Below are 22,424 nucleotides of genomic sequence, written 5' to 3'. Positions count from 1 at the left end.
TTTATAGCATATTACAATCCGCTAGATAAATAAAGACTTTAATCATACGTCTGGTTATAGCATAAAACAGATCGCTTCTTATAGATTTGCCAGAGAGGTTAGTACCTCCCCTATTCCACCTATATCTGGCAAAAAATGAAATTAGCGTATATTGATGCCCTGCGCGGCCTCGCTATTCTGAGTGTTATCTGGTTCCATTGCCATCTGTATCATTTCAGCGACACTACTTTTTATTCGCTGATGGACACCCTGGGTTCCCCGGCCGCGATGGGTGTACAGCTCTTTTACGTACTGAGCGCCTTCACGCTTTTCTTGTCACAGCAGAAGCGTAACACCGGCGAAACAGGGGCAACTTCTTTCTTCCGCCGACGCTACGTTCGGATTGCTCCACTTTATTACGTTGCGATCATCTATTACATATGTCAGCTGGCCTATACGCAACACCTATCGGTTACGACCTTTGTCGAGCGTAACACCACCAATATCCTGGCTAATGTATTCCTGATTCACGGGCTGAACTCCGTATGGATCAACAGCATTATTCCGGGGGGCTGGTCGGTTGGCGTCGAGGTGCTGTTTTACGCCCTGGTGCCTTACTTATTTACCCGCATTACGTCCCTGAACCGCGCAGTGCTGTTTACCAGTTGTGCGCTCCTGTTCGGATTTTGTCTGACAGCTTTGCTGATCAACATTTCAATTCCCGGCCTACAGGCAAACTACCTGTATTATTACCTGCCGTTCCAACTACCCGTTTTTGGCTGTGGAATCATCGCATATTTCCTGATTGTCCGCAACGATTACCGGATCAAGCCGTACACGGGTATAATCGCCCTGAGTGTACTGGCCTTTGTAGTAGTAAGCAAGCAACTGGGTCACCATATTGGTCTCGAACTGCCCCATACACTCCATTTTTACGGCAGCATCGGATTCATTCTGCTGCTGGTCGGTTTAGCTAAACGGCCGGTCTGGCTGCTAGTTAACCGTGCGACGGAATACGTCGGCAAAGTAAGTTACAGCGCCTACCTGACCCATTTTGGCGTTTTATTCTGGATGAATCAGGTTATGCCTCGTGAGTTCATACCGGTGGAAAATCTCACCACAAACGTTATAAATTTTCATCTCAAATTCCTGCTGATCGTTTTAGTCACTGTCTGCGTTTCCACCATTACGTATCAGCTGATTGAGAAACCGGCCCTGCAACTCGGCAAACGTCGCCAGCGGAAGCAGGAAACTCCTCAGCCTGTGTTGATTGACCATACTGATACAACTAGCGTAGCCGCATAAAATAAGAACGGGCCGTCAACTGACGGCCCGTTCTTATTTTAAACTTATCGGGTTGCTTTCGCGTGTTCCGGTTTCAAGACCACAACGTCGCGAACAATTCCGCCGGCGTTGATCTTCTCGACCATCTTGTCCAGCAACGGGTTGGCCCAGTCAGGAATGTACTTGTCGGTGGTTTGGATCAGCACTTTCGGGAAGTCATACAACGCCCGGCCCAGCCCAAACTGAACGGCACAACGTTTCATCGCATCACTGATTCCCCCTTTTACGGGCTCAACTGCCGTACGACTGGCGCCGTCGGTTTTTCTGACGATTTCCCCACCGGGCAGCACGGCCGTGATTGTACACAGAAAACCACCTTCAATCTCTTTGATCTCATTCTGCCAGCCGGCCCAGCCGAACTGCTCATCAAACCGCTGCATAACGCACCGATTCGTAATGTAGGGGACTACGACAATCTTCTGACCGTCTTTTGTCTGGCTTTGCACCCGCCATTCAACTTCGTGTGTAGTCAGGGGGGCAGTTAATACGTTTAATTCCATTAGTTGTTGTTTACTTGTTGTTTGTATGATTCTTTGGGAGAAGCTCCCGGTTCAGCCTTCCTTTATTGATGTTTCTGTCTGTAGTCTGCCAACGAGATAGTCGTCTCATTACGTCCCTTGACTTCGTTGTATAAACGGATATCCTCAAGCTCATCTAGCTCTTCCAGCAATAGCAACAATTGCTGAATAGGCAGAACTAACGAAACTCGGTTACCCTGTTCATCGGTAATATATTGAGGATGGATCGGTTTGACCATACGGTTAACTTATACTGTAGTAGTTACGTAACAGATCAGGCTGCTACCTGCCAGTGAGTTTCAGTGGCCTGTGATAACAAACTGCGTAGTTCATCCGTCAGTCGACTCTTCATTTCTGCAAACTGCTCGACCATGAAAGTACTTTCCTCGCCTTCATTCTGATGTCGGCGAATAGCTTCGTTCATCCGTTTAACCTGTTCCAGCGTATGAAAAATCTGGATTTCCAGCTCGTCATTGATTTCCATAATCAAACCACAATTCAAGAATCCCCTTTGGCCGTTTAAGGCGATCAGTGTGAAGGAAATGATACCAGTCTAGTTCGTCTGCCCGCCCAATTTCATATCTATTATGGTCAGGAGGGAACACTTCTACAAAATAACAATCTATGCATTCACGAAACTGTTCCTTTAGCTCCTTTAGTTTGCCGCTGGCTGTAGCAAAGCACACATGAGGGACAAAAATGATTACATCAATGTCATTCGGCTGCATCTTTTTACTTACAAAGCTCCCATCAATCCAGTGACGATGCCTAAACGGCACTATGTCGCGGAGTCTGTCCAAAAAAGATTTATATCTGGTCAGAATTTCCTGGCGTTGAAATGATTCCCCAAATTGTTCAACAAATGTGTTCCAATCTGCAGAAACAATATCATATGGCTGTAGGTATCCTAGCTGATCGAATGAAAGCTTTTCGGTCATCACTCCGCCAGTTTCAGCAACTCGTTCAATTTCAGTAAAGCTTCGATTGGTGTCAGGCGGTTTACATCGATGTTACGCAGTTTTTCTTTGATCAATTCTGATTTTGGATCACCGGCTTCGAATATTTTCAGGGCCAGTTCAGGTTGGACAGGCGCCGCTTCCCGGATTTTCTCCCGGTTCTGCTCCCGCCCGTGCGACGACTCCAGTTGCTTCAAGATCTCCCCCGCCCGGTTGACAACCTGCGCGGGCATACCGGCCATCTGCGCCACGTGAATCCCGAAACTGTGCTCCGAACCACCTTCTTTCAGTTTCCGAAGAAAGATAACCTTATTACCCATCTCCTTCACCGCTACGTTGTAATTCTTGATGCGCGGATTGTCAGTAGCCAGATCGTTCAGTTCGTGGTAGTGAGTCGCAAACAGTGTTTTCGGCCGGCAGTCAGTTTTGTTGTGCAGGTATTCGGTAATGGCCCAGGCAATCGATACGCCGTCGTACGTACTGGTTCCCCGGCCAATTTCGTCCATCAACACCAGACTCCGCTCGCTTAGGTTGTTCAGAATACTGGCTGTTTCGGTCATTTCGACCATGAACGTACTTTCTCCCCGCGACAGGTTATCAGAAGCACCAACCCGGGTGAAGATTTTGTCAACCAGACCAATCTCTGCCGATGATGCTGGCACAAAGCTTCCCGACTGCGCCATCAGCACAATCAACGCGGTCTGCCGCAGCAGCGCCGACTTACCGGCCATGTTGGGACCAGTGATAATAACAATCTGCTGGGTTTCATCGTCTAGATAAATGTCGTTCGGAATGTACGGCTCACCGGGTGGTAACTGCTGCTCAATAACCGGGTGGCGACCGTCTTTAATGTTCAGCACCTTACTTTCAGTAATCTGCGGCCGAACATACTTATTCTTGATCGCGATCTGCGCGAACGACGACAGGACGTCCAGCACCGATAGTACCCGGGCATTCTGCTGAATAGCACCTACGTACTCACCAGCGGCAATGATCAGCTCGTTGAACATCCGGAATTCGATCTGGAAAATCTGTTCCTCGGCGTTCAGGATTTTTTCTTCGTATTCTTTCAGCTCGGGTGTTACGTAACGCTCGGCGTTAACGAGCGTTTGTTTGCGAATCCAGTCGTCGGGTACGCGGTTTTTGTGCGCGTGCGTCACCTCCAGGTAGTAGCCGAATACTTTGTTGTACGCAATCTTCAGCGACGAAATGCCCGTCCGTTCGATTTCTCGCTCCTGCAGCTGAACCAGATAATCCTTACCCGAGTAAGCAATACTGGTTAGTTCATCCAGCTCCTGGTTAATTCCCGGCTTGATGATGCCACCCTGATTTGATAGCGTGGGCGGATCTTCGCGTAGTTCGGCCTCAATGCGATCCAGCAGAAAGGCAACCGGATTGAGCTGATCGGCGTATTTCTTCAAGGATACAGAATTCCGGCTCGAAGAATCAGCCTGACTCAGCGCCGTAATCAGTAACTCTTTAATAGGCAGTACGTGCTGCAGCGACCGTTTAAGCTGCAGCAGTTCGCGGGGGTTGATCCGCCGGACGGCCACTTTCGACACCAGTCGTTCCAGGTCACCAATCTGCCGCAGGTGGTTCACCAGCGTTTCGGCCAGTTCGGGTTGGTCGTGCTGATCCGTGAGCAGTTCGACCATGTTCAGCCGCTCATCGATCAGGGCTTTTTCTTTCAGGGGCAGACTAAGCCATTTGCGCAGCAGCCGGGCCCCCATAGGCGTTACAGTCTGGTCCAGAATCTGAATCAGCGGCACACCGCCCTCCTGTTGGGCAGCCGTCAGTTCCAGGTTACGAATCGTAAATCGATCAAGCCAGACGTAGCGATCTTCTTCCAGCCGCGTCACCCGCGTAATGTGCTGCAGGTCTTTGTGCTCCGTTTCGTTGAGGTAATGCAGAATCACACCGGCGGCAATAATGCCGTCGGGTAGTCCTTCGATACCAAACCCTTTCAGCGACGTTGTCTGAAAATGCTGTTTCAGAAAGTTATAACCGAAATCATACGTAAACGCCCAGTCTTCGAGGGTGTACGTATGGAATTTATCGCCGAACAGCGCACCGAACTCCTGCCGGTTGCGCTTGCAGTAGAGCACTTCTGAGGGGTTGAAACTTTGCAGCAGTTTGTCCACGTAAGCCGCATTGCCCTGCGAGGCCAGAAACTCGCCCGTCGAAATATCCAGGAAGGAAATACCAAATTCGTCGTCTGCATTGCCGCTTCCACCCTTGCCAAAATGCACGGCAGCGAGGTAGTTGTTACGTCGGGTATCGAGTACGTTGTCGTTGAACGATACGCCCGGCGTAACCAGCTCGGTAACACCCCGGCGCACGATACCTTTCGCTACGGCAGGGTCCTCCAGCTGGTCGCAGATGGCCACGCGCTCACCCGCACGAACGAGTTTTGGCAGGTGCGTATCCAGCGAGTGATGCGGAAACCCAGCCAGTTCTTCGTTCGAGCCGCCGTTGTTACGTTTGGTCAGCGTGATTCCCAGAATCTTGCTGGCACGCACGGCATCCTCCCCAAAGGTTTCGTAAAAATCTCCAACCCGGAACAACAGCAACGCACCGGGATATTTGGCTTTAATCTGATTATACTGGCGGTTGAGGGGTGTTTCGGTTGGCTTCTTCTGAGGCTTCGCTGCGGTGGCTATTTTCACTGATTTTCGTTACTAGTAATAAACAAAAATACTCATTTTCCGGGGGAAAAGCGAGTGTTTTTGTTTGTACCCTGTCCACCAGTCGAATGCGCTTTTTCTCTCATTAACTTACTACCTGATTCGTAAAAAATAGCCCCGGACAACTTTGGCGGAAACTAGTCGACTGTTCCTGTTCTTACTAATCGTTACGATCTTCGTGCGTTACGCCTACTTATCTTTATAATCTTGTTCCTGCGTTCTGGTACTGACTAGTTTAATCACCAGCCCTTACAACTAGCCCGCACTAAAATGGGTCATCACCTTACTATTGCTACAAACACCTCTCATGAAAAACACCTTTTTCCTATTAGTATTTCTCGGCCTCGTTTGCATTTTTTCTGCCTGTGACATCAGTAGTCTGATTGATCCAATAGACTACCCACCTAACGATCCCTCCGTGTTAAAAGGGCCTCAACAAAAAAAACTGCTTGTAAAGCCATTTACGTTAACGCCAGCCACAGACTTTCCTTTTTCCGGACAACTAAGTAGATATGGCTCGCACTATGTGTTAAATGCCTACAATGGAAGCCGGAAAATTGCAGTCCTGCGATCTGGAACAGTACTTGAACTGCCCGAACAATCACCACCAACTGTTTTTACCGATCAGACAGGTACTATCTGGGGCCTTACTCAAAAAGATAAACAGGCAATTCTTAGTCGCTTTGAAAACAATAGCTGGTCGGTGTATGCAACAATTGACAACGGCAGTAACTATTATGGCCTAACGAAGGTTGATCCGGACGCCTTCTATATCCTCTCAACCAACGGTACAATTGTCTGGGACATCCAGCAAAAAACGGCTAAACAGACGCTTGCCAAAGAAACAACTCGGGTCATAACCAAGAACTTCCTGATCGGTTCCGATGATCAGAGCTTTGCGCTCCGCAACAAGCGTAATCAAGACCTAATTGTATCCTGGAAATTTAGTGATTATGTCGCGACGAAAGAGGGAATCAGCAACACCGTTTGGGGAGCGTTTGAAGATGCACAGCAGAACGTATGGATTGTATTAAAAGATAGTAATTGGGATGGCGTCCTACTGAAGTATGACGGTCATGCGTTGCAGAAACTATCGTTAATTCCGGTTGGAACTTACGATTCTGGACGAAGCGTTTCGGGTTTTTTCTTAGATAAGGACCAGAACCTGTGGATGACCATTGATGGTATAAAATATATCTATAGTGGCGCCGGAGAGTGGCTTCTGCCAGGCTTCGATCTGGTCAAAAATGACTACGGTCTCCAAGTGTTTGTTAATGAACAAGACAGATTATCGGTGAGTGACGACCAGCGCATTTACTCGATAAATCAGTAATATCTTACGTGGCGAAGCCCCTTTATCAAACGAGCTTCGCCACGTAAGATAGTATGCACTTATTCAACGGCCTTCACCCAGTTGTTATCCTTGCAGTTATCGCAGGGCTGATCGGGCTTAGCGCCATGATTTCCCGGATTGCCACAGTTATTGCAGACGTACTGGTCGGGCAAGTGCTTCTGCTCCCACTCGAAGTCACTGTCCCAGAGTGGAATAATCGACAAGCCCGGTCTGGGTTCATCGGCCTTAATCATGGTAAAGCTGCCACTGGCTTCAATGTATAACCGTTTCACTTGTCCCAGATGCATCAACCCACCCGATCGGAGTTGTTCCAGCAGGCGCTCCCGGCTAACCCGTGCTCCCCGCATGTTTTTCATCTGCATCACCCCATCCGACACCATACTGCTGATGTCGTCCTGCGTCAGGGCTTCGAACGACTGGTCTTCGTAGGATAGCCGCGAAACAAGCCGGGCCATAATTACAATGACAATTGCAATGACGGCCGCTGGCAGTAAGCCCCGATCAGGTGCCAGAATGGGCATACCAATGGTGGCCGCCAGCGACACCTGAGCCGCCAGTTCGTTTCGGTTCAGCTGCGACGCCATTCGTTTTCCCATCAGCCGCATCGATATGGTCAGGAGCAGATAGATGAACGCCATCCGGAAAACGATCTCGATAAAATAACTACCGGGCACCTCCCCAATGAGAATACGTACCCAGTCATTCCAGTGAATATTCTCTGGCTTCATGAATGTGGAGAATTATAGAACGGCCTGCGTCCAGACAGTTTCCTGACAGACAGAACAGGGCTGATTTTGCTGATTGACGTCGACGGTGTGGCCGCAGTTGGTACAGGCTACCTTATCCACGACGCTTTGCTGGATCGTGTGTACGTCCTGGTCACCCGGTGGCAGTGTCGATAACCCAGGCCGGTCTTTATCGACGTAGGGGTAGATGCTGAACGAGCCGGCGGCTTCAATATACATCCGCTTCACCAGGCTGACGTTATACACGTTCTTTTTGCGCAACTGGGCAAACAGCTGTTGTTTGGAAATGCGTGTTTCCGACATAGCATCGATCTGCATGATGCCGTCTTTTACCAGCATACTCGTTTCGCCCTGGGTCAGTTGTTCGATTTTCTTGTTGTCGAAACCCAACAACGTAATACCCCGCTGAAAAGTCAGGGTGCAGATCATAGCTAGCACTCCCAGGGCGATGCCCCGGTCGGGGGCTTGCAGCGACGGGGAAATGATGGCCCCAATAGTCACCATGACCGACATTTCGGTGAGGGTCAACTGACCGCTCATCCGTTTTCCCAGCAACCGGACGACCACAAGCAGAATTAAGTAAATGACGATCGCTCGCACGAGCGTTTCTAACAGAAACTCGGGGGGAGCCATTCCGAACAGAATACGCTGCCAGTCGTCGAGTCGAATTTCTTCCTTTTTCATTAGTTTGCTGTATTCGGTAGAAAAACGCTCGGTAGCCTGAAATTGATTGGTCTACCGCCTAAAAAGTGAGTATCGTGAGCTAACAATCCGCCGAAAAGTGTCGCAACGGGCGGAAACAATAGCCGTTTGTTAGTTAGTACTGTATATACCCACTCAACCAAGTCCATCTCTGGCTTCTCCACGTTCCCTATGCGAAACCTGCTGCTTGTTATCTGTGCCTGCCTATGCTTCCAGTGTAAGGAGAACAAACCAACCGAAAAACCGCTCCCGCCCGATTTCAAATCCGAGCTGTGGTACAAAAACAGTTTGATCTATAACCTTGATGTTGAGGTATTCAACGACTCGGACGGCGACGGCACCGGCGATTTTAACGGCCTGACTCAGCGGCTCGGCTACCTGAAAAAACTGGGCGTTGACGTTATCTGGCTCGCCCCCTTCCAGCCCACCCCCAATGGCGATGATGGTTATGATATTGCCGACTACTACGCCATAGACAACCGGCTGGGCACCCGCGCCGATTTCGATGCGTTCATGCAGCAGGCCCGCCAGCAGGGAATTCGGGTAATTATGGATCTGGTCATTAACCATACTTCCAATCAGCACCCCTGGTTCAAGCAGGCGCGTCAGGATAAAAATTCCCCCTACCGGTCGTGGTACGTCTGGTCGGACAAGCAACCCGAGAATTATGATGAAGGCATGGTTTTTCCGGGTGTACAGAAAGAAATCTGGACGTACGACAAACAGGCGGGTGCTTATTACTATCACCGCTTCTACGATTTCCAGCCCGACCTCAACATGCAGAATCCCGCCGTTCAGCGGGAAGTACGCAAGATTATCAAACATTGGCTCGACGCGGGGGTCGATGGGTTCCGGCTGGATGCCGTTCCGTTCGTGATTGAAAAAGCCGACCCGGACAAGAAGGAGTACGAACCACAATTTGAGATCATCGACATGCTGCACAAATATATTCAGTGGCAAAAGGGCGATGCGATTGTTCTGGGCGAAGCCAACGTCGATCCCAAAGATCAGCGCGAATATTTCGGCGTGAATGACGAAGGTATGCAGATGATGTTCAACTTCTACGCCAATCAGTTCCTGTTTTATGCGCTGGCAACGGGCGAGCTGGAGCCACTCGTCGACGCGCTGAACGCTACGCGGGAGATTCCGTCGGCGGCTCAGTGGGGCTTCTTCCTGCGGAACCATGATGAAGTCGACCTGGGCCGGCTCAGCGACAAACAGCGCGATAAGGTTTACGAAAAAATGGGACCGGAGAAAAACATGCAGCTCTACGACCGCGGTATTCGGCGTCGGCTGGCCCCCATGCTGGGCGATGCCCGGCAGATTCGACTGGCCTATAGCCTGTTGTTTTCGTTACCGGGCACGCCCGTGATTCGTTACGGCGAAGAGCTAGGCATGGGCGACGATCTGAGTCTGAAAGAGCGCGAATCGGTGCGGACCCCAATGCAGTGGAATACGTCCCGCCATGCCGGTTTCTCGACCAGCGACACCACTGTAAAGCCTGTTATCAGCCAGGGACTTTACGGCTATCCACGTATCAATGTAGCTACCGAATCACAGGACCCGAAATCGTTACTGACGTTTATCAGCCGATTGATTCAACTGCGAAAAGCCAATCCCGAAATTGGTCTGGGCACGTCAACGATCGTCAAAACCGGCGTACCCAACGTGCTGGCCATGCGTTACGACTGGCAGGGTAAATCGCTGGTGATGGTCCACAATTTCAGCCCACAATCACAGTCGGCTCAGCTTTCGCTGGAACATACCGATGGGCAGGCGCTGGTTAGTCAGTTTGACCAGACGCAGGTTCGCACGGCCCCCAACAATACGTACCCGCTCTCGCTGCCAGGCTACGGCTATCAGTGGTACCGACTCAAATAATCTCTAGAGCATACTGGTGTAAAGCACCATCGACTGAGGCTGCAACAGAAACGTAGCGGTCCCAGTTGCGTATTCGGGCGTACTAGTACCCGGCCCGCACCAGGCTGTATCGGCCGAATCCAGCTGACGGCGCCAACGCCGGTTTCTGGCGGGCAGGGTCGCGGATTGCGTATCGTGTGAGAAGTTCATCAGACAAAGCAGGTGTTCATCCCCCTCCCAGCGGTGCATAACCAGCAATGACTGGGCAACATTCTGCGTAATTATCATCTGCCAGCGATTTAGATTCCGTAAGGCCGGGTGCTCTTTGCGCAAAGCAATTAGCGTTCGGTAATACTGAAAAAAGGCCTGATGTTCCTCTTTATCCAATAACTGCCACTGCAGCTTCGAACGCTGGAACGTATCATCGGCCAGCGGATCGGGTACGTCACCCTCCTGCTGAAAATCGGCAAATTCACCTTCCCGTCCCTGGCGGGTCTGCTCAACCAGTTCCGGGTCGTTATGGCTCACGAAGTAAAGAAACGGATTGGTTTCCCCCCACTCCTCGCCCATGAACAGCATAGGCAGAAAAGGACTGACCAGCACCGCACCCGCCATGAGCTTGGCAGTTTCATTGCTATACAACTCATTACTCCGCTCGCCCAGCATCCGGTTGCCAATCTGGTCGTGGTTCTGGGAGAAGACAATCAGCTGCTGTCCGGGATTGGTTTCAGCTTTGGCCCCGAACATCTTTTTCCGGTGTTTTGAAAACTGCCCGTCGTACACGTAGCCGTCCTGGAAAGCTTTAGCCAGATCGTTGACGCCGTTAAAATCGACGTAATAACCGTTCCGCGGCTCACCAATGGCTACCCGCAGGGCGTGGTGAAATTCGTCGCACCATTGCGCATCCATTCCATACCCCCGCTTTTCCAGCGGATCAATGAATACCGGATCATTTAGATCGCATTCGGCAATCAGGTAATACTGCCGGCCCGTTTCGGCAGCAAGTTTGTCGACGCACTGTTTCATTTCCCGCAGGATATGGTTCGTACTGAAATCTTTTAGGTGGTGCACGGCGTCCAGTCGCAACGCATCGACATGAAAATCACGGAACCACATGAGTGCGTTTTCGGTAAAATAATGACGGACACCATCGCACCACTCATCGTCGAAATTTATGGCGTCCCCCCAGGGGGTGCAGTACTTTTTGGTGTGGTAGGGCCCATAATCGTTAAACACGCTGCCTTCCGGCCCCATATGGTTGTAGACCACGTCCAGAATAACCGCCAGCCCTTTGTCGTGGCAGGCATCTACCAGGTGTTGCAACGCCACCGCTCCCCCGTATGAATCCTGCACCGCGTACGGATACACCCCGTCATAGCCCCAGTTTCGTGAGTTGGGAAACTGAGCCACGGGCATTATTTCAATAGCGGTGATGCCCAGTTCTTTCAGGTAATCGAGCTTTTCCTCCAGGGCCGCAAAGGTCCCTTCTGGCGTGAACGTACCCACGTGGAGTTCGTAAATGATATACTCGGCCAGCGGTGGATTCGTCCAGGCAGTGTCTTGCCAGTCATACCGGCAGACATCCAGCGCCCGCGATGGCCCGTTTACGCACTGGGGCTGCGACACCGACACGGGGTCGGGGCGCTTTTTGTCATCATCCAGTACGTACTGATACAAGTCGCCCTGCTTCAATTTGTCGGTGTTGATCCACCAGTACCCGAAATTGCCTTTTTCCATTGGCAACGTAATACCACGCTCCGGCAGATCAAGTGACACTTTACTGGCATAAGGCGCCCACAGGTTTATTTCGGCACGTCCGGCGTCGGTGAAACCAACGCCCAGCGACGGTTTACTGACAAAGATGCGGTTAAGCATAGAGGTGTTGGTATAGCTGTCTATTAGCTGATCAAACCTGCCCGGCCTGCGCTGAACGCACTGACGGGGAAAGTTTCAACAAGCTAATTGATGTATCAACAACAGACCTGGTTTTGAGTTTAGGCAAATAAGGATTTGGCCGTAGCTTTGCCCGAATTTGTCCTACTTTACATGATTCCCCGTAAACTTGCCCTCGACGAACTCAACCGGTTAACTGTCGACGATTTCAAAAACGCCGAAAAATTTCCGTATTGTCTCATCCTGGACGACATCCGCAGCCTGAATAATGTCGGGTCAGTATTTCGGACAGCCGATGCCTTTCGGGCGCAGAAAATATATCTCTGCGGCATTACCGGTACCCCTCCCCACCGCGATATAACAAAAACGGCACTCGGCGCAACTGAATCCGTTAGTTGGGAATATGTACCCGATGTGGTTACGCTTGCCAGACAGTTACAGGCAGCGGGCTGGATCGTGGCTGCTGTCGAGCAGGCAGAGGGTAGTACATCTCTGACGAAATTTTCACCGACGGTTGGTAAACAATACGCCTTTGTATTTGGTAATGAAGTCAATGGCGTTCGGAACGAGCTGGTTGAGGCAGCTGATGTCGTGCTGGAAATCCCTCAGTTTGGCACGAAACATTCCCTGAATATTGCCGTAACGGCGGGCATTGTCTGCTGGGACTTTCTGCAGAAAACATAACAAAAACTTAACATTGGGCTTTTCATTGTCACAAAAAAAGCTTATTTATTTGTAGATTTTTTCCTACCAAATCCAATGGCAACTAAAAGCGCAGAAAGTAAGTATAGTACGCTGACGTCAGACATCATCAGTTCGATCGAGAGTAAGCTCGGTGAAGCCGGTCAGGCCACAAAAAAAATGAAAAAATCCATCGAGAAATCAGCGAAGAAGCTGGCCAAGAAATTGGGTAAATTGATGGATAAGGCTGAGAAGAAAACCGAAAAGCCGAAAAAATCGGCTACCAAGAAAGCCAAGAAGGAAGCAGCAAAGGCTAAGAAGAATGCAGAAAAGGCGGCAAAAAACGCCAAACGTACTGCCAGCAAGAACGTCGTAGCACATCCAGCAGCTTCGATTTCGACGCCCGCCGTTGTTACTCCCAAAGCAACTACCCGCACTAGAACAGCAGCTCCTAAAAAAACCACGGCGGCACCAAAGGCCGCACCAGCTACCGAGCCAAGCACCGAAAGTTAACCAGCATTTATTATCTACTTAGTTATAAAAACCTACCTGGTAGGTTTTTTTTGTTTTATAAATGGTCATATTGGTATCTTTTTTGTTGCTTTTTCTGTAATTCTACTCAATATTATTCTGAGTATGTCTGCTTGTGGTACTTTATTTACGAATCGATTGTCCCCCGTAAACTACGTACGTTGATGGTCAACCTCTACCGCAATTCTTCCTTTATTGCCTTTGCCCCTATGTTGGTTTTGGCTACGTCAGGACTCCTCTATCTCAACTGGTCCTGGCTCCCCCCGTTTGTCTCGCCGGTGCCGCCATCCATGCGCTGGGTGAGTTTGTTTTTGCTGGCCCTTGCTTCACAGGTTTTATTTGGATACGCTCTCTGGCGGCTGGTCAACCGGCGGCAGCACTCGATGGTCCAGACAGAGATTCTTCATTCGATCGTCCACGAATTTCAAACGCCCATTGCCGCCATCCGGATGTCGGCTGATATTCTGGATTCACCCATTGCCCGTGACCACCCGGCCCGAACCGAAAAATATGTTCGCATTATTCGGGAAGAAACCGAACGGTTGCAACACCAGGTCGAAACGATGCTGTCGGTAGCCAAGGCCGATTGCCAGACGCTGTCCATTAATCCGGAGCCAATTCATGTGCATCAACTGCTTAATTCCATTGCCGAACGGCATGGTAACTACCTGCAATTGGTGCTTTCCGACACGAATACGCACCTGCTGGCCGACCGGCTGCATCTGACTAACGTACTGCATAATCTACTGGACAACGCAATCAAATACAGTTCTGCCGAGCCGGAAATCAGCATTCACGAACAGGTAGACGCTAAGGGCATGACGCTTGCCGTTCGCGACCGGGGTGTTGGGATGTCGTCCAGCACGGTACGCCAGATTTTCCAGCCGTTTTTCCGGCACCACGACCGGAATCAGCCCAGCATTAAGGGATTTGGTCTGGGGCTGAGTTATGTGCAGCGTATTATTCAGGCTCACGACTGGCGGATCGAGGTTAAAAGCGCTCTGGGCAGTGGCAGCGAATTTCAGATCTTTATTCCGACAACCTCTTTGCTACCGGCTTACACCAGTGCTAGCAGTGCCGTCATGCATTAATTTCCCTCTTCACTCCTCACTAAAATGGCCTGCCCCAGACAGTTAAAACTGTTCCGAGGCAGGCCATTTTAGTGATAAACTTTCGTTCGAACAGCGAACTGACGGTCGATTGTTTATTTCGCAGTGGTAATTGGCTTGGTACTTTCTTTAACCACTTTCATCGTGCCGTTCATCAGGCGCCAGTGGCCGGGGAAGGTACACACGTACGGATACTCGCCGGGGGTAGCCGGAGCCGTAAACTTGAGCCGGTAGGTCTGATCAGGGTTGATCAACGGCGTAGCAGCAACAATCTGCGGCATGGTTGGTACGTAGTTCTTTTCCGCGCCATCTTTTGCCGTGATCATCTTATCGGCGGCTGCTCCGATTGCCTCCATCGTTTTCGGCTTGCCGATAACCAGGTTGTGCTGCATAGCGTCTGGATTCTCGATGACGATTTCGATCTGCTTACCAGCGGGCACCGAAAATTCTTTCTTGTCGAAACGCATGGCTTCCCGAACCGTTTTCATCTGGATGACCACTACGTTCGGATCGACGGGTTCGGCCTTGGCCATGCCCCACGACTCATACAGGCGAACCAGCCGCTCTTTGTTATCAGCCGACACTGAGTTGGTCAGGCTGGCCAGGAATGTTTTATCACTGGCCCCCAGCTGAGCTTTCTGTTTCAGGTTCCAGCCTTCGGCTACCCCTTTCACAACAGCCTCGCCCTGTGCCGGATCCAGTTTCTGCGACTGACGAAGCAGTGCAATAACTGAATCGACGGATGCTGTCGATGCGTAGCTGCGGCTGGCGCGTTCGAGCACATAGGCACTCAGGCTTTGCGGAGCGCGGTAGGTCAGCGTGTGCCGGGCTTCGTTGTTCTGCTCGTTACTTTCGGCAATTTTATTCTCGCGGTCCAGGCTGGCCGCAATCGTGTACTTGCCCGCCCGTTCGAACGTTACGCCGAAGTCGGTGCTCCAGGGGCCATTGTTGCCTTTGCTGATCGTAACGGTTTCGCCTGCTTTGATCCCGGTGTTGTGCGCCACACTGACGTAGTTAATCTTAGCCGGGTCGGCCGAGCCGGTTGGCCCTTCAATACGTACCGTCAGTGGGATAGCCGTACCAGCCGGGATGTCTACACCACCTGCGTTCGTTACGTCGATGAAGATGCGGGCGCGCTCCTGTACCGCTGGCGACTCGGGCGTTGTCCGTATGGCCGCGACCAGAAGATCGGGCTGCGTTGCGCTGACTGGCTTCGTGGCCGCACGGGTTGTTTGCATGGGTTCGGAAGAGGCATTCGGGCCGTGGGCGCCGGTATGATGCTGATGGCCCATATCCGACGACGCTTTCGGCTGCGCCGGGGTGTTCATCGACACTTGCTTCAAGTACGTTTTCATCATCTGCCCGTTCTTCTCGGTCAGCACACAGGCAAAGGCGTCGGGTAGCCAGCGATCGTTCACTTCAGAACCTTCCTTGTTTACTTTCTCCAGCCGCGCCAGCACCGCTTTCTGTACCGGATCACTGGTTGGCATTTCAGAGAACGCCAGCAGCGTATTCAGGACAACTAGGGGTTCTTTATCATTCAGCGCATCGGCCTGAAGCAGCGCACTCGCTGACGGCTGCGTCCGGGGCAACACCTGAACGGCCGTTTTGCGAACCCCATGACAGGGATGTTTCAGCGCTTTTGTAGCGGCTGCTACTGCTTGTTCATTCGTGCCGTCCAGCGCACCCAGGCCATGCAGGGTCCATAGCGCGTGAATAGCAGCCGGATTGATCCCGATCTCGTCCACCGACTGATCGTTCACCAGCGCAATCAGCTGCGGGACTACGTCTTTATTATTCCGGTCGATCAGCAGCCGCTGAGCGGTTGTCCGCCAGAACATATTGTCGTTTTTCAGCGCGGCAACCAGATCAGCCGGGCGCTCCTTGCTGAGTGTCATTGGGGTGTAGGCGGGCGCTTTACTATACCCAACGCGGTAGATTCGACCGTGGGTGAAATCACGCAGGGGCGTTTCGTAGGCATTACCAGCCCCGTTTTTAGCGCCTTCGGGCGTTGGGTTATGCTGAATGATGTAGCTATACCAGTCTACCACCCAGACGGCGCCATCGGGTCCCACCTCAGCGAATACAGGAGCGAACCATTCGTCAGAACCCGCCATCAGGTTAAATCCTTCAGCATCCTCGAAATCGGTTCCTTTTTTCTGCATTACGTTCTGGTGAACAATATGCCCGGTTGGTTCTGAGACGAAGGCGACTTTGTTCCAGTATTTTTTCGGAAAGGAGCGGGCTGTATAAAAGTTATGACCGGCGGCCGCTGTGAACCCGCCGAATACGTCTACCTGACGCACTTTCTCGGTAATGGGTTTCATGTCCTTATGCGTATCGGTACTGCGGCTGCCGTTCTCGCGAAGGTGTCCACCGCCGTTAAAATACCGATTCGGAATCGCCATGTACCAGCCGTGGGCGTTGTTGGCCGTCGAGCCAAAAATGTCACCCGTTTCGGTAAAGCCCAGCCCCCAGGTATTGTTCGACGTCGCGGTTACGTATTCGAGTTTAGAGCCGTCGGGTTTGAAGCGGAAGAACCCCTGACCAAACTTAACACTGTCGGCCCCAACTTTCCCGTTGAAACCTGAATAACCAACGCTGCCCCAGATCCAGTTATCAAAACCGTAATGCAGATTGCTTGGGCCGGCGTGGGTATCAAACGTACCAAATCCGCTGAACACAATCTTCTTCACGTCGGCTTTGTCGTCGCCGTTCGTATCCTGTAGGAACAGCATGTGGGGTGCCTGCGATACATATAAACCACCGTTGGCGAAGGCCATTCCGGTCGGAATACTCAGACCTTCGGCGAAGTTGGTAAACTTATCCGCCTTCCCGTCTTTGTTCGTGTCTTCGCAGATCACGATAAAATCCGACCCACCCGAATCCTTCCGCTCGTTGGGATAATCTTTAGTAACCAGCACGAACAGACGACCTTTTTCGTCCCAGGCCATTGCGATGGGGTGCATAACATTGGGCTCCTGCGCAAACAGATCCATCGTGAACTCGACTGGTACCTGAATGTGCTTCATCGACTCTTCCGATGACAGAGGTTTCTGTTCCAGCTGCGGACCGGCCCGTTTCTCGTAGTTAGGCAGTTGGGGAGCCTCCTGGTAAGCAAACGCCTGTGGGTTCAATTCGTCGTGGAGTTTTTTCACCTCATCACCAACTGCCCACAGGATGCCCCGCTCCAGCAGTTGCTGAAAGCCCGGCTGAGTCCACGTACGTTCGTCGTGGCCATAGGCCGTATAGAACACCCGTCCTTTACCATACGTCCGGGTCCAGGTATAAGGTTCTTCTTTCGCGTTCGGTCGACCAGCGTCGGCCAGATCCTTAAGCTGATCAGCTTTGACTTCACGCACGGCCAGTACGTTATTGTCGGCCTGCAAATGGCTGTGCAGGTACGTTTCGTCGTAGGCTTTGAATGATTGCAATCCCATTGTGATGGGATTGTTCGGCTGGGTAAACCGCGTCTGTATGGTATCCATCCGGTGACGCCAGAACTGGCCCCCAACTACTTTATCAACGTATTCGGCCGAATTTCGGAAGCAATACGACGCGCAATGCACCGGAATAACACCATGCCCGGCTGCTACATAGTCCAGCATGGCTTTTTCCTGCGGCTTAGGAATACTGTCCCAGTTGGCGTAGATCAGCAAGCCGTCGTATTTATTGAGGTTATCCGGGTTAAGGTCTTCAAGTTTGTCCGTATAGGTAAAATTGATGCCTTTATTACCCAGCGCAGCCATAATTTCGGGAACCCGCTCAATGGGCTTGTGGTGACCATTGTCACCCAGAAATAGAATTTCAATTCGACGGGGGTTAGCCCGGCGTGGAGTCGTCTGTCGAGCAGCCGTCTCCTTCGATACGGCTGACTGCCGACCCGTTGTTTGCGTACCCGACGGCCGGGCGCACTGGGTTAAAACGGCAACCAGCCCGAGGGCGGTGAGTACTTTTTTCATGGGTTGGGTCTTAGTTAAAATCCGGCAGTTTGATGAGTTCGCCACCACGCAATGCTGATTCATGCGCCAGAATCCCCACGCTCGTCCAGTTGGCTGACTGGGCAGCATTCGGGAACGGGTCGCGGTCTTCCTTAATCGCCGACACAAATTCGTGAACCATGTGCGGGTGCGATCCGCCGTGGCCTCCCCCCTGCGTGAACGACAAATGCTGGGTCTCGTCGGCATCGTACACGCCTTTTGTTGTAAAGCGCTGTATTTCGCTGGGTAAGTAGTGGGCGTAATCGGGCACCGTTACTTTCTCAGGAATTTCCGGCTCCGGCTTCTTCGCCGTATGGATCACCGGCTGCTCCTCTTCGATCAACTGCCATTCGAATGACTTCTTGTCACCGTACACCTCAAAACTTTCGCGGTACTGCCGCGCTACGTCGAACAGCGAACGATACACATAGGCCGACAGGTCGCTGTCCTTAAACTTGATATGTGCTGACTCTACCGCAAACGGGGAGTTATGAATCTTCGCCAGTTCTTCCCGAATTGTTCCTGATCCAAAGCAAGATACGTAATCGGCCTGTAATTTGAGCAAGCCTGCCACCGGACCAACGCAGTGCGTAGCGTAGTGCATGGGAGGCAGACCCGGCCAGTAATCCGGCCAGCCGTCCATATCCTGCTGGTGGCTGGCTTTAAGGAATTGAACCTTGCCCAGTTCACCGTTTTCGTACAGTTCTTTAACGAACAGAAACTCGCGGCTGTACACCACCGTTTCCATCATCATATATTTCTTACCACTTTCCTTGCAGGCCTGTACAATTGCCTGACAGTCCTCCACCGACGTAGCCATTGGCACCGTACAGGCTACGTGTTTGCCTGCCTTCAGCGCTTTGATTGTCTGCTCGGCATGGTTTGGAATGGGCGAGTTAATATGCACTGCATCAACGTTCGGATCTGCCAGGAGCTCATCGTAGCTGGAGTACCGTTTTTCGATCCCATACGCGTCGCCAATTTTATTTAGATTCTCGACGTTCCGCTGGCAGATCGCGTACATAGTGGCATCCGGATGCCGCTGGTAGATAGGAATAAATTCAGCCCCAAAGCCAAGGCCTACAATAGCAACGTTTATCATAAGTAAAAAGTGAAAGGCAAAAGAATGAAAGAGTCAGGAGAACGCTGCGGGTAAAGAAAACGCGGATGAACTGAAAGTGGCTACAACCTACGCCAGGCGTAATTCGCTCCGCTCGGCGGTCCGATTTCGCTCACTCGCTAATTCGCTTTTTATAAACGCCAATCCATCCGTGGCGAGTTGTTCCGGCGAATCAAACATCGGCCGGAAGATGTGCGTGGCCGCGGCCAGTTCCGGCGGATTCGGACCAAATGCTTCGATCGCGATCGGACCCGTATAGCCTACTTCCTGAAAGGCATCAAAAATCTCGGTGAAGTTGATGTGCCCGTGTCCGGGTGTCGATCGGTCATTTTCCGAAATCTGTACGTGCACCAGATAGGGCGCACAGGCCCGGATGGCGTCGGGAATGCTTTTCTCTTCCATATTCGCGTGGAAGGTATCAAACGCAATCCGGCAGTTCGGATGATCAACGGCTTCTACATACCGGATTACGTCGTCGGCACAGGTAAGCAGGTAGGTTTCGAACCGATTCAGGTATTCCATCGCCAGAATTACGTTTCTAGTAGCCGCGTGTTCGGCTACTTCCCGCATCCCCGTTACTGACCAGTTCCATTCCTGGTCTGTGGCGGATTTACCGGTGAACGTCTTGAACCCGGCAAACAGCGGCCCCATCAGAATGGGTGCGCCCATCAGCGATGCGCCGTCAACGATCTGTTTCAGGAAGTCGATGGCCTCCCGGCGAACGGCGGCATCGGGGCTAATTAGGTTGTGCTCCGGTCCGCAGATTGAACAGGCCTGAACCCCCATTCCCAGCTCGGAAAGCGCCTTCCCAACCCGCTGCCATTTCGTCTGATCGGTACTGTTCATAGGAACTTCAACGAAATCGAAGCCTGTCTCCTTCAGAAACCGAAACGTATTTGTCATGTCCTCATCCATGGTTGAGGTCCAGACAAATAAATTCATTCCAATCTTATTCATATTCGATATAAGAAAAATCAAACAAATATACGTAGTAGATTAACAGGTATTGTTGCTTTTATTAGCCAATGTCAACTGTATTTTCACCCTAATTAGAAAAATAAGCGGCTTTTCGTGTTAAAAAAAGAGCAAGTCTATGAAGCAACCGCTACGAAAAGACCTGGAGCCAGTAGCCGCATCCTTTGTCGCAAAAAAGCTTGTTGAGCCCTATTTCGACCCAAACTGGCATTTCCACCCCCATTACCAGCTTTTTCTGGTTGAGGAAGGAACCGGCACTCGCTTTATTGGTGACTCGATCAAACCGTTTGGCCCCGGTGATCTGGTATTCCTGGGGCCTAATTTACCCCACCTCTGGCGCAGTGATCAGGAATATTTTTCCCGGCAGTCAGTTCAGCAGACAAAGGGAATTGTCGTCTATTTTTCGGAAGATTTTCTGGGAACGTCATTCTTCAAGAATCAGGAGATGGCTTCCATCCGACAACTGCTCGATCACGCCCGGAAAGGACTCGAATGGACCGGTTCAACCCGCGACCGAATTGAGGAAACGCTACAGCAATTGGTGCGGCAACCCATCGATTTCACCCGCGTCCTGAATCTGCTGACCTTACTGGACGAGCTGTCGCACGCAACAGATTACCGGTTCCTGACCAGCCCGAACTACAGCAATACGGTTAAACCCAGCGAAACTGACCGGATGCAGCTGGTGCACGATTACGTGCTGGGCCACTTTCCCGAAGAGTTGAGCCTGGAAACGGTAGCCGATCTGGCGGGTATGACGGCTCCGGCTTTTTGCCGCTATTTTAAGGCCAGAGCGAATAAGACGTTCTCCGAATTTGTGTCGGAAGTGCGAATTGGTCATGCCTGCAAGCTGCTGATGGCCGGAAAACTCAGCATCACTCAGGTTAGTTACGAGAGTGGGTTTCGGACCCTGTCGAATTTCAACCGACAGTTCAAAGACATTACAGGACAAACGCCCTCCATCTACGTAAGGACGTATCGGCAGTTATAAAAAAGGTCCGCTTTCACAGAAAGCGGACCTTTGCAGAGGAGCTAATTAATTAGCCTTAATAAATTGTGGTCGTGCCAATGGGCTCCCGTACGGCAACTCCTTCCTGCACAAACGCAATCAGATCTTCCGTCAGACGGTCTTTTTCGGTGTAAAACAGACCGTGGGGTGCACCTTCGTACACAATATACTGAGCGCTTGGAATAGCGCTGGCGGTCAGTTCGCCCGACGATTCGATGGGAACAGTCTTATCGGCATCGCCATGAACAATCAGCGTCGGTACGTTAATCTGGGGCAGGTCGTCGCGGAAGTCAGTCATAGCGAATGCTTTCGCACACTCAACCGTTGCCCGCTGCGAGGCCGCGTACGCCCGAATGAAATCACCTTCCAGGTGGGCCTGGCTTACGGGATGGCTAATCAGATTAACGCCGTAGAACTGCTTGCCAAAAGTTTGCAGGAAATCAGCCCGATCTTTATTCAGACCGTCCAGAATTTCGTCAAACACACTCTGGTCCACGCCATCTGGATTGTCCTCAGTTTTTAGCATATAAGGGGTTACAGCGCTGATAAAAGCTACCTTGGCAACCCGCGCTCCGCCATGTCGGCCCATATACCGAGCCACTTCACCGCCCCCCATCGACATCCCGACGAGCGTTACGTTCTGAAGATCCAGCGTATCGAGTATTACTTTCAGGTCGTCGGCCAACGTATCGTAGTTGTAGCCATCCCAGGGCTGCGACGACTTGCCGAATCCACGGCGGTCGTATGCAATCACCCGCATATTATGTTTTGGTAGTTCGGCCAGTTGGTAGTCCCACATAGCACTGCTCAGTGGCCAGCCATGAATAAGGACAACGGGGGTTCCCGTTCCCAGATCCTGATAGTATAGATTGATATCTTCACCAGCCTGGTCAGTGCCTACTTTGATATAACTCATAACGTTGTTTTTGTTTAGGGTTGTTTTAAATCAACCATTATACAACATCGCTGTACTTATCATTGTT

General features: G+C 51.3%; 19 protein-coding genes. 7 read left to right on the top strand and 12 right to left on the bottom strand.

The features are described from left to right. The first annotated feature begins 135 nt into the window (after positions 1-135). Complete coding sequence (locus HU175_RS10450; RefSeq protein ID WP_176566541.1) at positions 136-1,284, top strand: acyltransferase family protein; 1,149 nt, start codon at positions 136-138, stop codon at positions 1,282-1,284. Positions 1,285-1,328: 44 nt separating this feature from the next. Here HU175_RS10450 and HU175_RS10445 read toward each other — a convergent pair whose 3' ends face one another. From HU175_RS10445 to mutS, 5 genes are all read right to left on the bottom strand, one after another. Continuing rightward, positions 1,329-1,823 carry a Rad52/Rad22 family DNA repair protein gene (locus tag HU175_RS10445; protein WP_176566540.1) on the bottom strand — a complete coding sequence of 165 codons (495 nt, stop codon included), beginning with the start codon at positions 1,821-1,823 and terminating at the stop codon, positions 1,329-1,331. Between the two features lie 62 nt (positions 1,824-1,885). Beyond that, entirely contained in the window at positions 1,886-2,080 is a 195-nt protein-coding gene (locus tag HU175_RS10440) for a hypothetical protein (protein ID WP_176566539.1), read from the bottom strand. A gap of 35 nt (positions 2,081-2,115) precedes the next feature. Continuing rightward, on the bottom strand, positions 2,116-2,325 hold the full coding sequence (locus tag HU175_RS10435; protein ID WP_176566538.1) for a hypothetical protein: 210 nt from the start codon (positions 2,323-2,325) through the stop codon (positions 2,116-2,118). Further along, on the bottom strand, positions 2,312-2,779 hold the full coding sequence (locus HU175_RS10430; protein WP_176566537.1) for a DUF6932 family protein: 468 nt from the start codon (positions 2,777-2,779) through the stop codon (positions 2,312-2,314). Before HU175_RS10430 ends, HU175_RS10435 begins: the two co-directional genes overlap by 14 nt. Beyond that, positions 2,779-5,463 carry a DNA mismatch repair protein MutS gene (gene mutS, locus HU175_RS10425; RefSeq protein ID WP_176566536.1) on the bottom strand — a complete coding sequence of 895 codons (2,685 nt, stop codon included), beginning with the start codon at positions 5,461-5,463 and terminating at the stop codon, positions 2,779-2,781. The genes HU175_RS10430 and mutS overlap by 1 nt, the downstream gene beginning before the upstream one ends. Before the next feature lie 325 nt (positions 5,464-5,788). Between mutS and HU175_RS10420 the strand changes: the two genes are divergently transcribed. Continuing rightward, positions 5,789-6,814 (top strand): hypothetical protein, encoded by a 1,026-nt coding sequence (locus HU175_RS10420; protein ID WP_176566535.1) that lies wholly within the window; start codon positions 5,789-5,791, stop codon positions 6,812-6,814. Positions 6,815-6,873: 59 nt separating this feature from the next. Here the strand turns inward: HU175_RS10420 and HU175_RS10415 are convergent, their stop codons facing one another. Next, positions 6,874-7,563, bottom strand: a complete 690-nt coding sequence (locus tag HU175_RS10415; protein ID WP_176566534.1) for a DUF421 domain-containing protein — start codon at positions 7,561-7,563, stop codon at positions 6,874-6,876. A 12-nt stretch (positions 7,564-7,575) separates the two neighbouring features. After that, positions 7,576-8,265 carry a DUF421 domain-containing protein gene (locus HU175_RS10410; protein ID WP_176566533.1) on the bottom strand — a complete coding sequence of 230 codons (690 nt, stop codon included), beginning with the start codon at positions 8,263-8,265 and terminating at the stop codon, positions 7,576-7,578. A 189-nt stretch (positions 8,266-8,454) separates the two neighbouring features. On the opposite strand from HU175_RS10410, the gene HU175_RS10405 reads away from it, so the two are divergent. Continuing rightward, complete coding sequence (locus tag HU175_RS10405; RefSeq protein WP_176566532.1) at positions 8,455-10,164, top strand: alpha-amylase family protein; 1,710 nt, start codon at positions 8,455-8,457, stop codon at positions 10,162-10,164. Positions 10,165-10,167: 3 nt separating this feature from the next. Here HU175_RS10405 and treZ read toward each other — a convergent pair whose 3' ends face one another. Next, positions 10,168-12,018, bottom strand: coding sequence for a malto-oligosyltrehalose trehalohydrolase (treZ, locus tag HU175_RS10400; protein WP_176566531.1), 1,851 nt, complete (start codon positions 12,016-12,018; stop codon positions 10,168-10,170). A gap of 171 nt (positions 12,019-12,189) precedes the next feature. Between treZ and HU175_RS10395 the strand changes: the two genes are divergently transcribed. From HU175_RS10395 to HU175_RS10385, 3 genes are all read left to right on the top strand, one after another. Then, on the top strand, positions 12,190-12,720 hold the full coding sequence (locus HU175_RS10395; RefSeq protein WP_176566530.1) for an RNA methyltransferase: 531 nt from the start codon (positions 12,190-12,192) through the stop codon (positions 12,718-12,720). 177 nt (positions 12,721-12,897) lie between these two features. Beyond that, complete coding sequence (locus tag HU175_RS10390) at positions 12,898-13,230, top strand: histone H1/H5 family protein, HCT subfamily (protein ID WP_228724391.1); 333 nt, start codon at positions 12,898-12,900, stop codon at positions 13,228-13,230. A 131-nt stretch (positions 13,231-13,361) separates the two neighbouring features. After that, positions 13,362-14,339: a sensor histidine kinase gene (locus HU175_RS10385; RefSeq protein ID WP_228724390.1), complete on the top strand. Its 978-nt coding sequence runs from the start codon at positions 13,362-13,364 to the stop codon at positions 14,337-14,339. 113 nt (positions 14,340-14,452) lie between these two features. Here the strand turns inward: HU175_RS10385 and HU175_RS10380 are convergent, their stop codons facing one another. From HU175_RS10380 to HU175_RS10370, 3 genes are all read right to left on the bottom strand, one after another. After that, positions 14,453-18,319 (bottom strand): PVC-type heme-binding CxxCH protein, encoded by a 3,867-nt coding sequence (locus tag HU175_RS10380; protein ID WP_176566528.1) that lies wholly within the window; start codon positions 18,317-18,319, stop codon positions 14,453-14,455. Between the two features lie 10 nt (positions 18,320-18,329). Continuing rightward, entirely contained in the window at positions 18,330-19,439 is a 1,110-nt protein-coding gene (locus tag HU175_RS10375) for a Gfo/Idh/MocA family protein (protein ID WP_176566527.1), read from the bottom strand. An 87-nt stretch (positions 19,440-19,526) separates the two neighbouring features. Next, entirely contained in the window at positions 19,527-20,414 is an 888-nt protein-coding gene (locus HU175_RS10370; RefSeq protein WP_176566526.1) for a sugar phosphate isomerase/epimerase family protein, read from the bottom strand. A 136-nt stretch (positions 20,415-20,550) separates the two neighbouring features. Between HU175_RS10370 and HU175_RS10365 the strand changes: the two genes are divergently transcribed. Next, positions 20,551-21,423, top strand: coding sequence for an AraC family transcriptional regulator (locus tag HU175_RS10365; RefSeq protein WP_176566525.1), 873 nt, complete (start codon positions 20,551-20,553; stop codon positions 21,421-21,423). Between the two features lie 55 nt (positions 21,424-21,478). Here HU175_RS10365 and HU175_RS10360 read toward each other — a convergent pair whose 3' ends face one another. Then, complete coding sequence (locus tag HU175_RS10360) at positions 21,479-22,357, bottom strand: alpha/beta fold hydrolase (protein WP_176566524.1); 879 nt, start codon at positions 22,355-22,357, stop codon at positions 21,479-21,481. Positions 22,358-22,424 lie beyond the last annotated feature (67 nt).

Source organism: Spirosoma sp. KUDC1026 (assembly GCF_013375035.1).
Taxonomy (GTDB): domain Bacteria; phylum Bacteroidota; class Bacteroidia; order Cytophagales; family Spirosomataceae; genus Spirosoma.
Note: the sequence above shows the minus strand (reverse complement) of the source record. Positions and strands in the feature narration are given on the sequence as shown.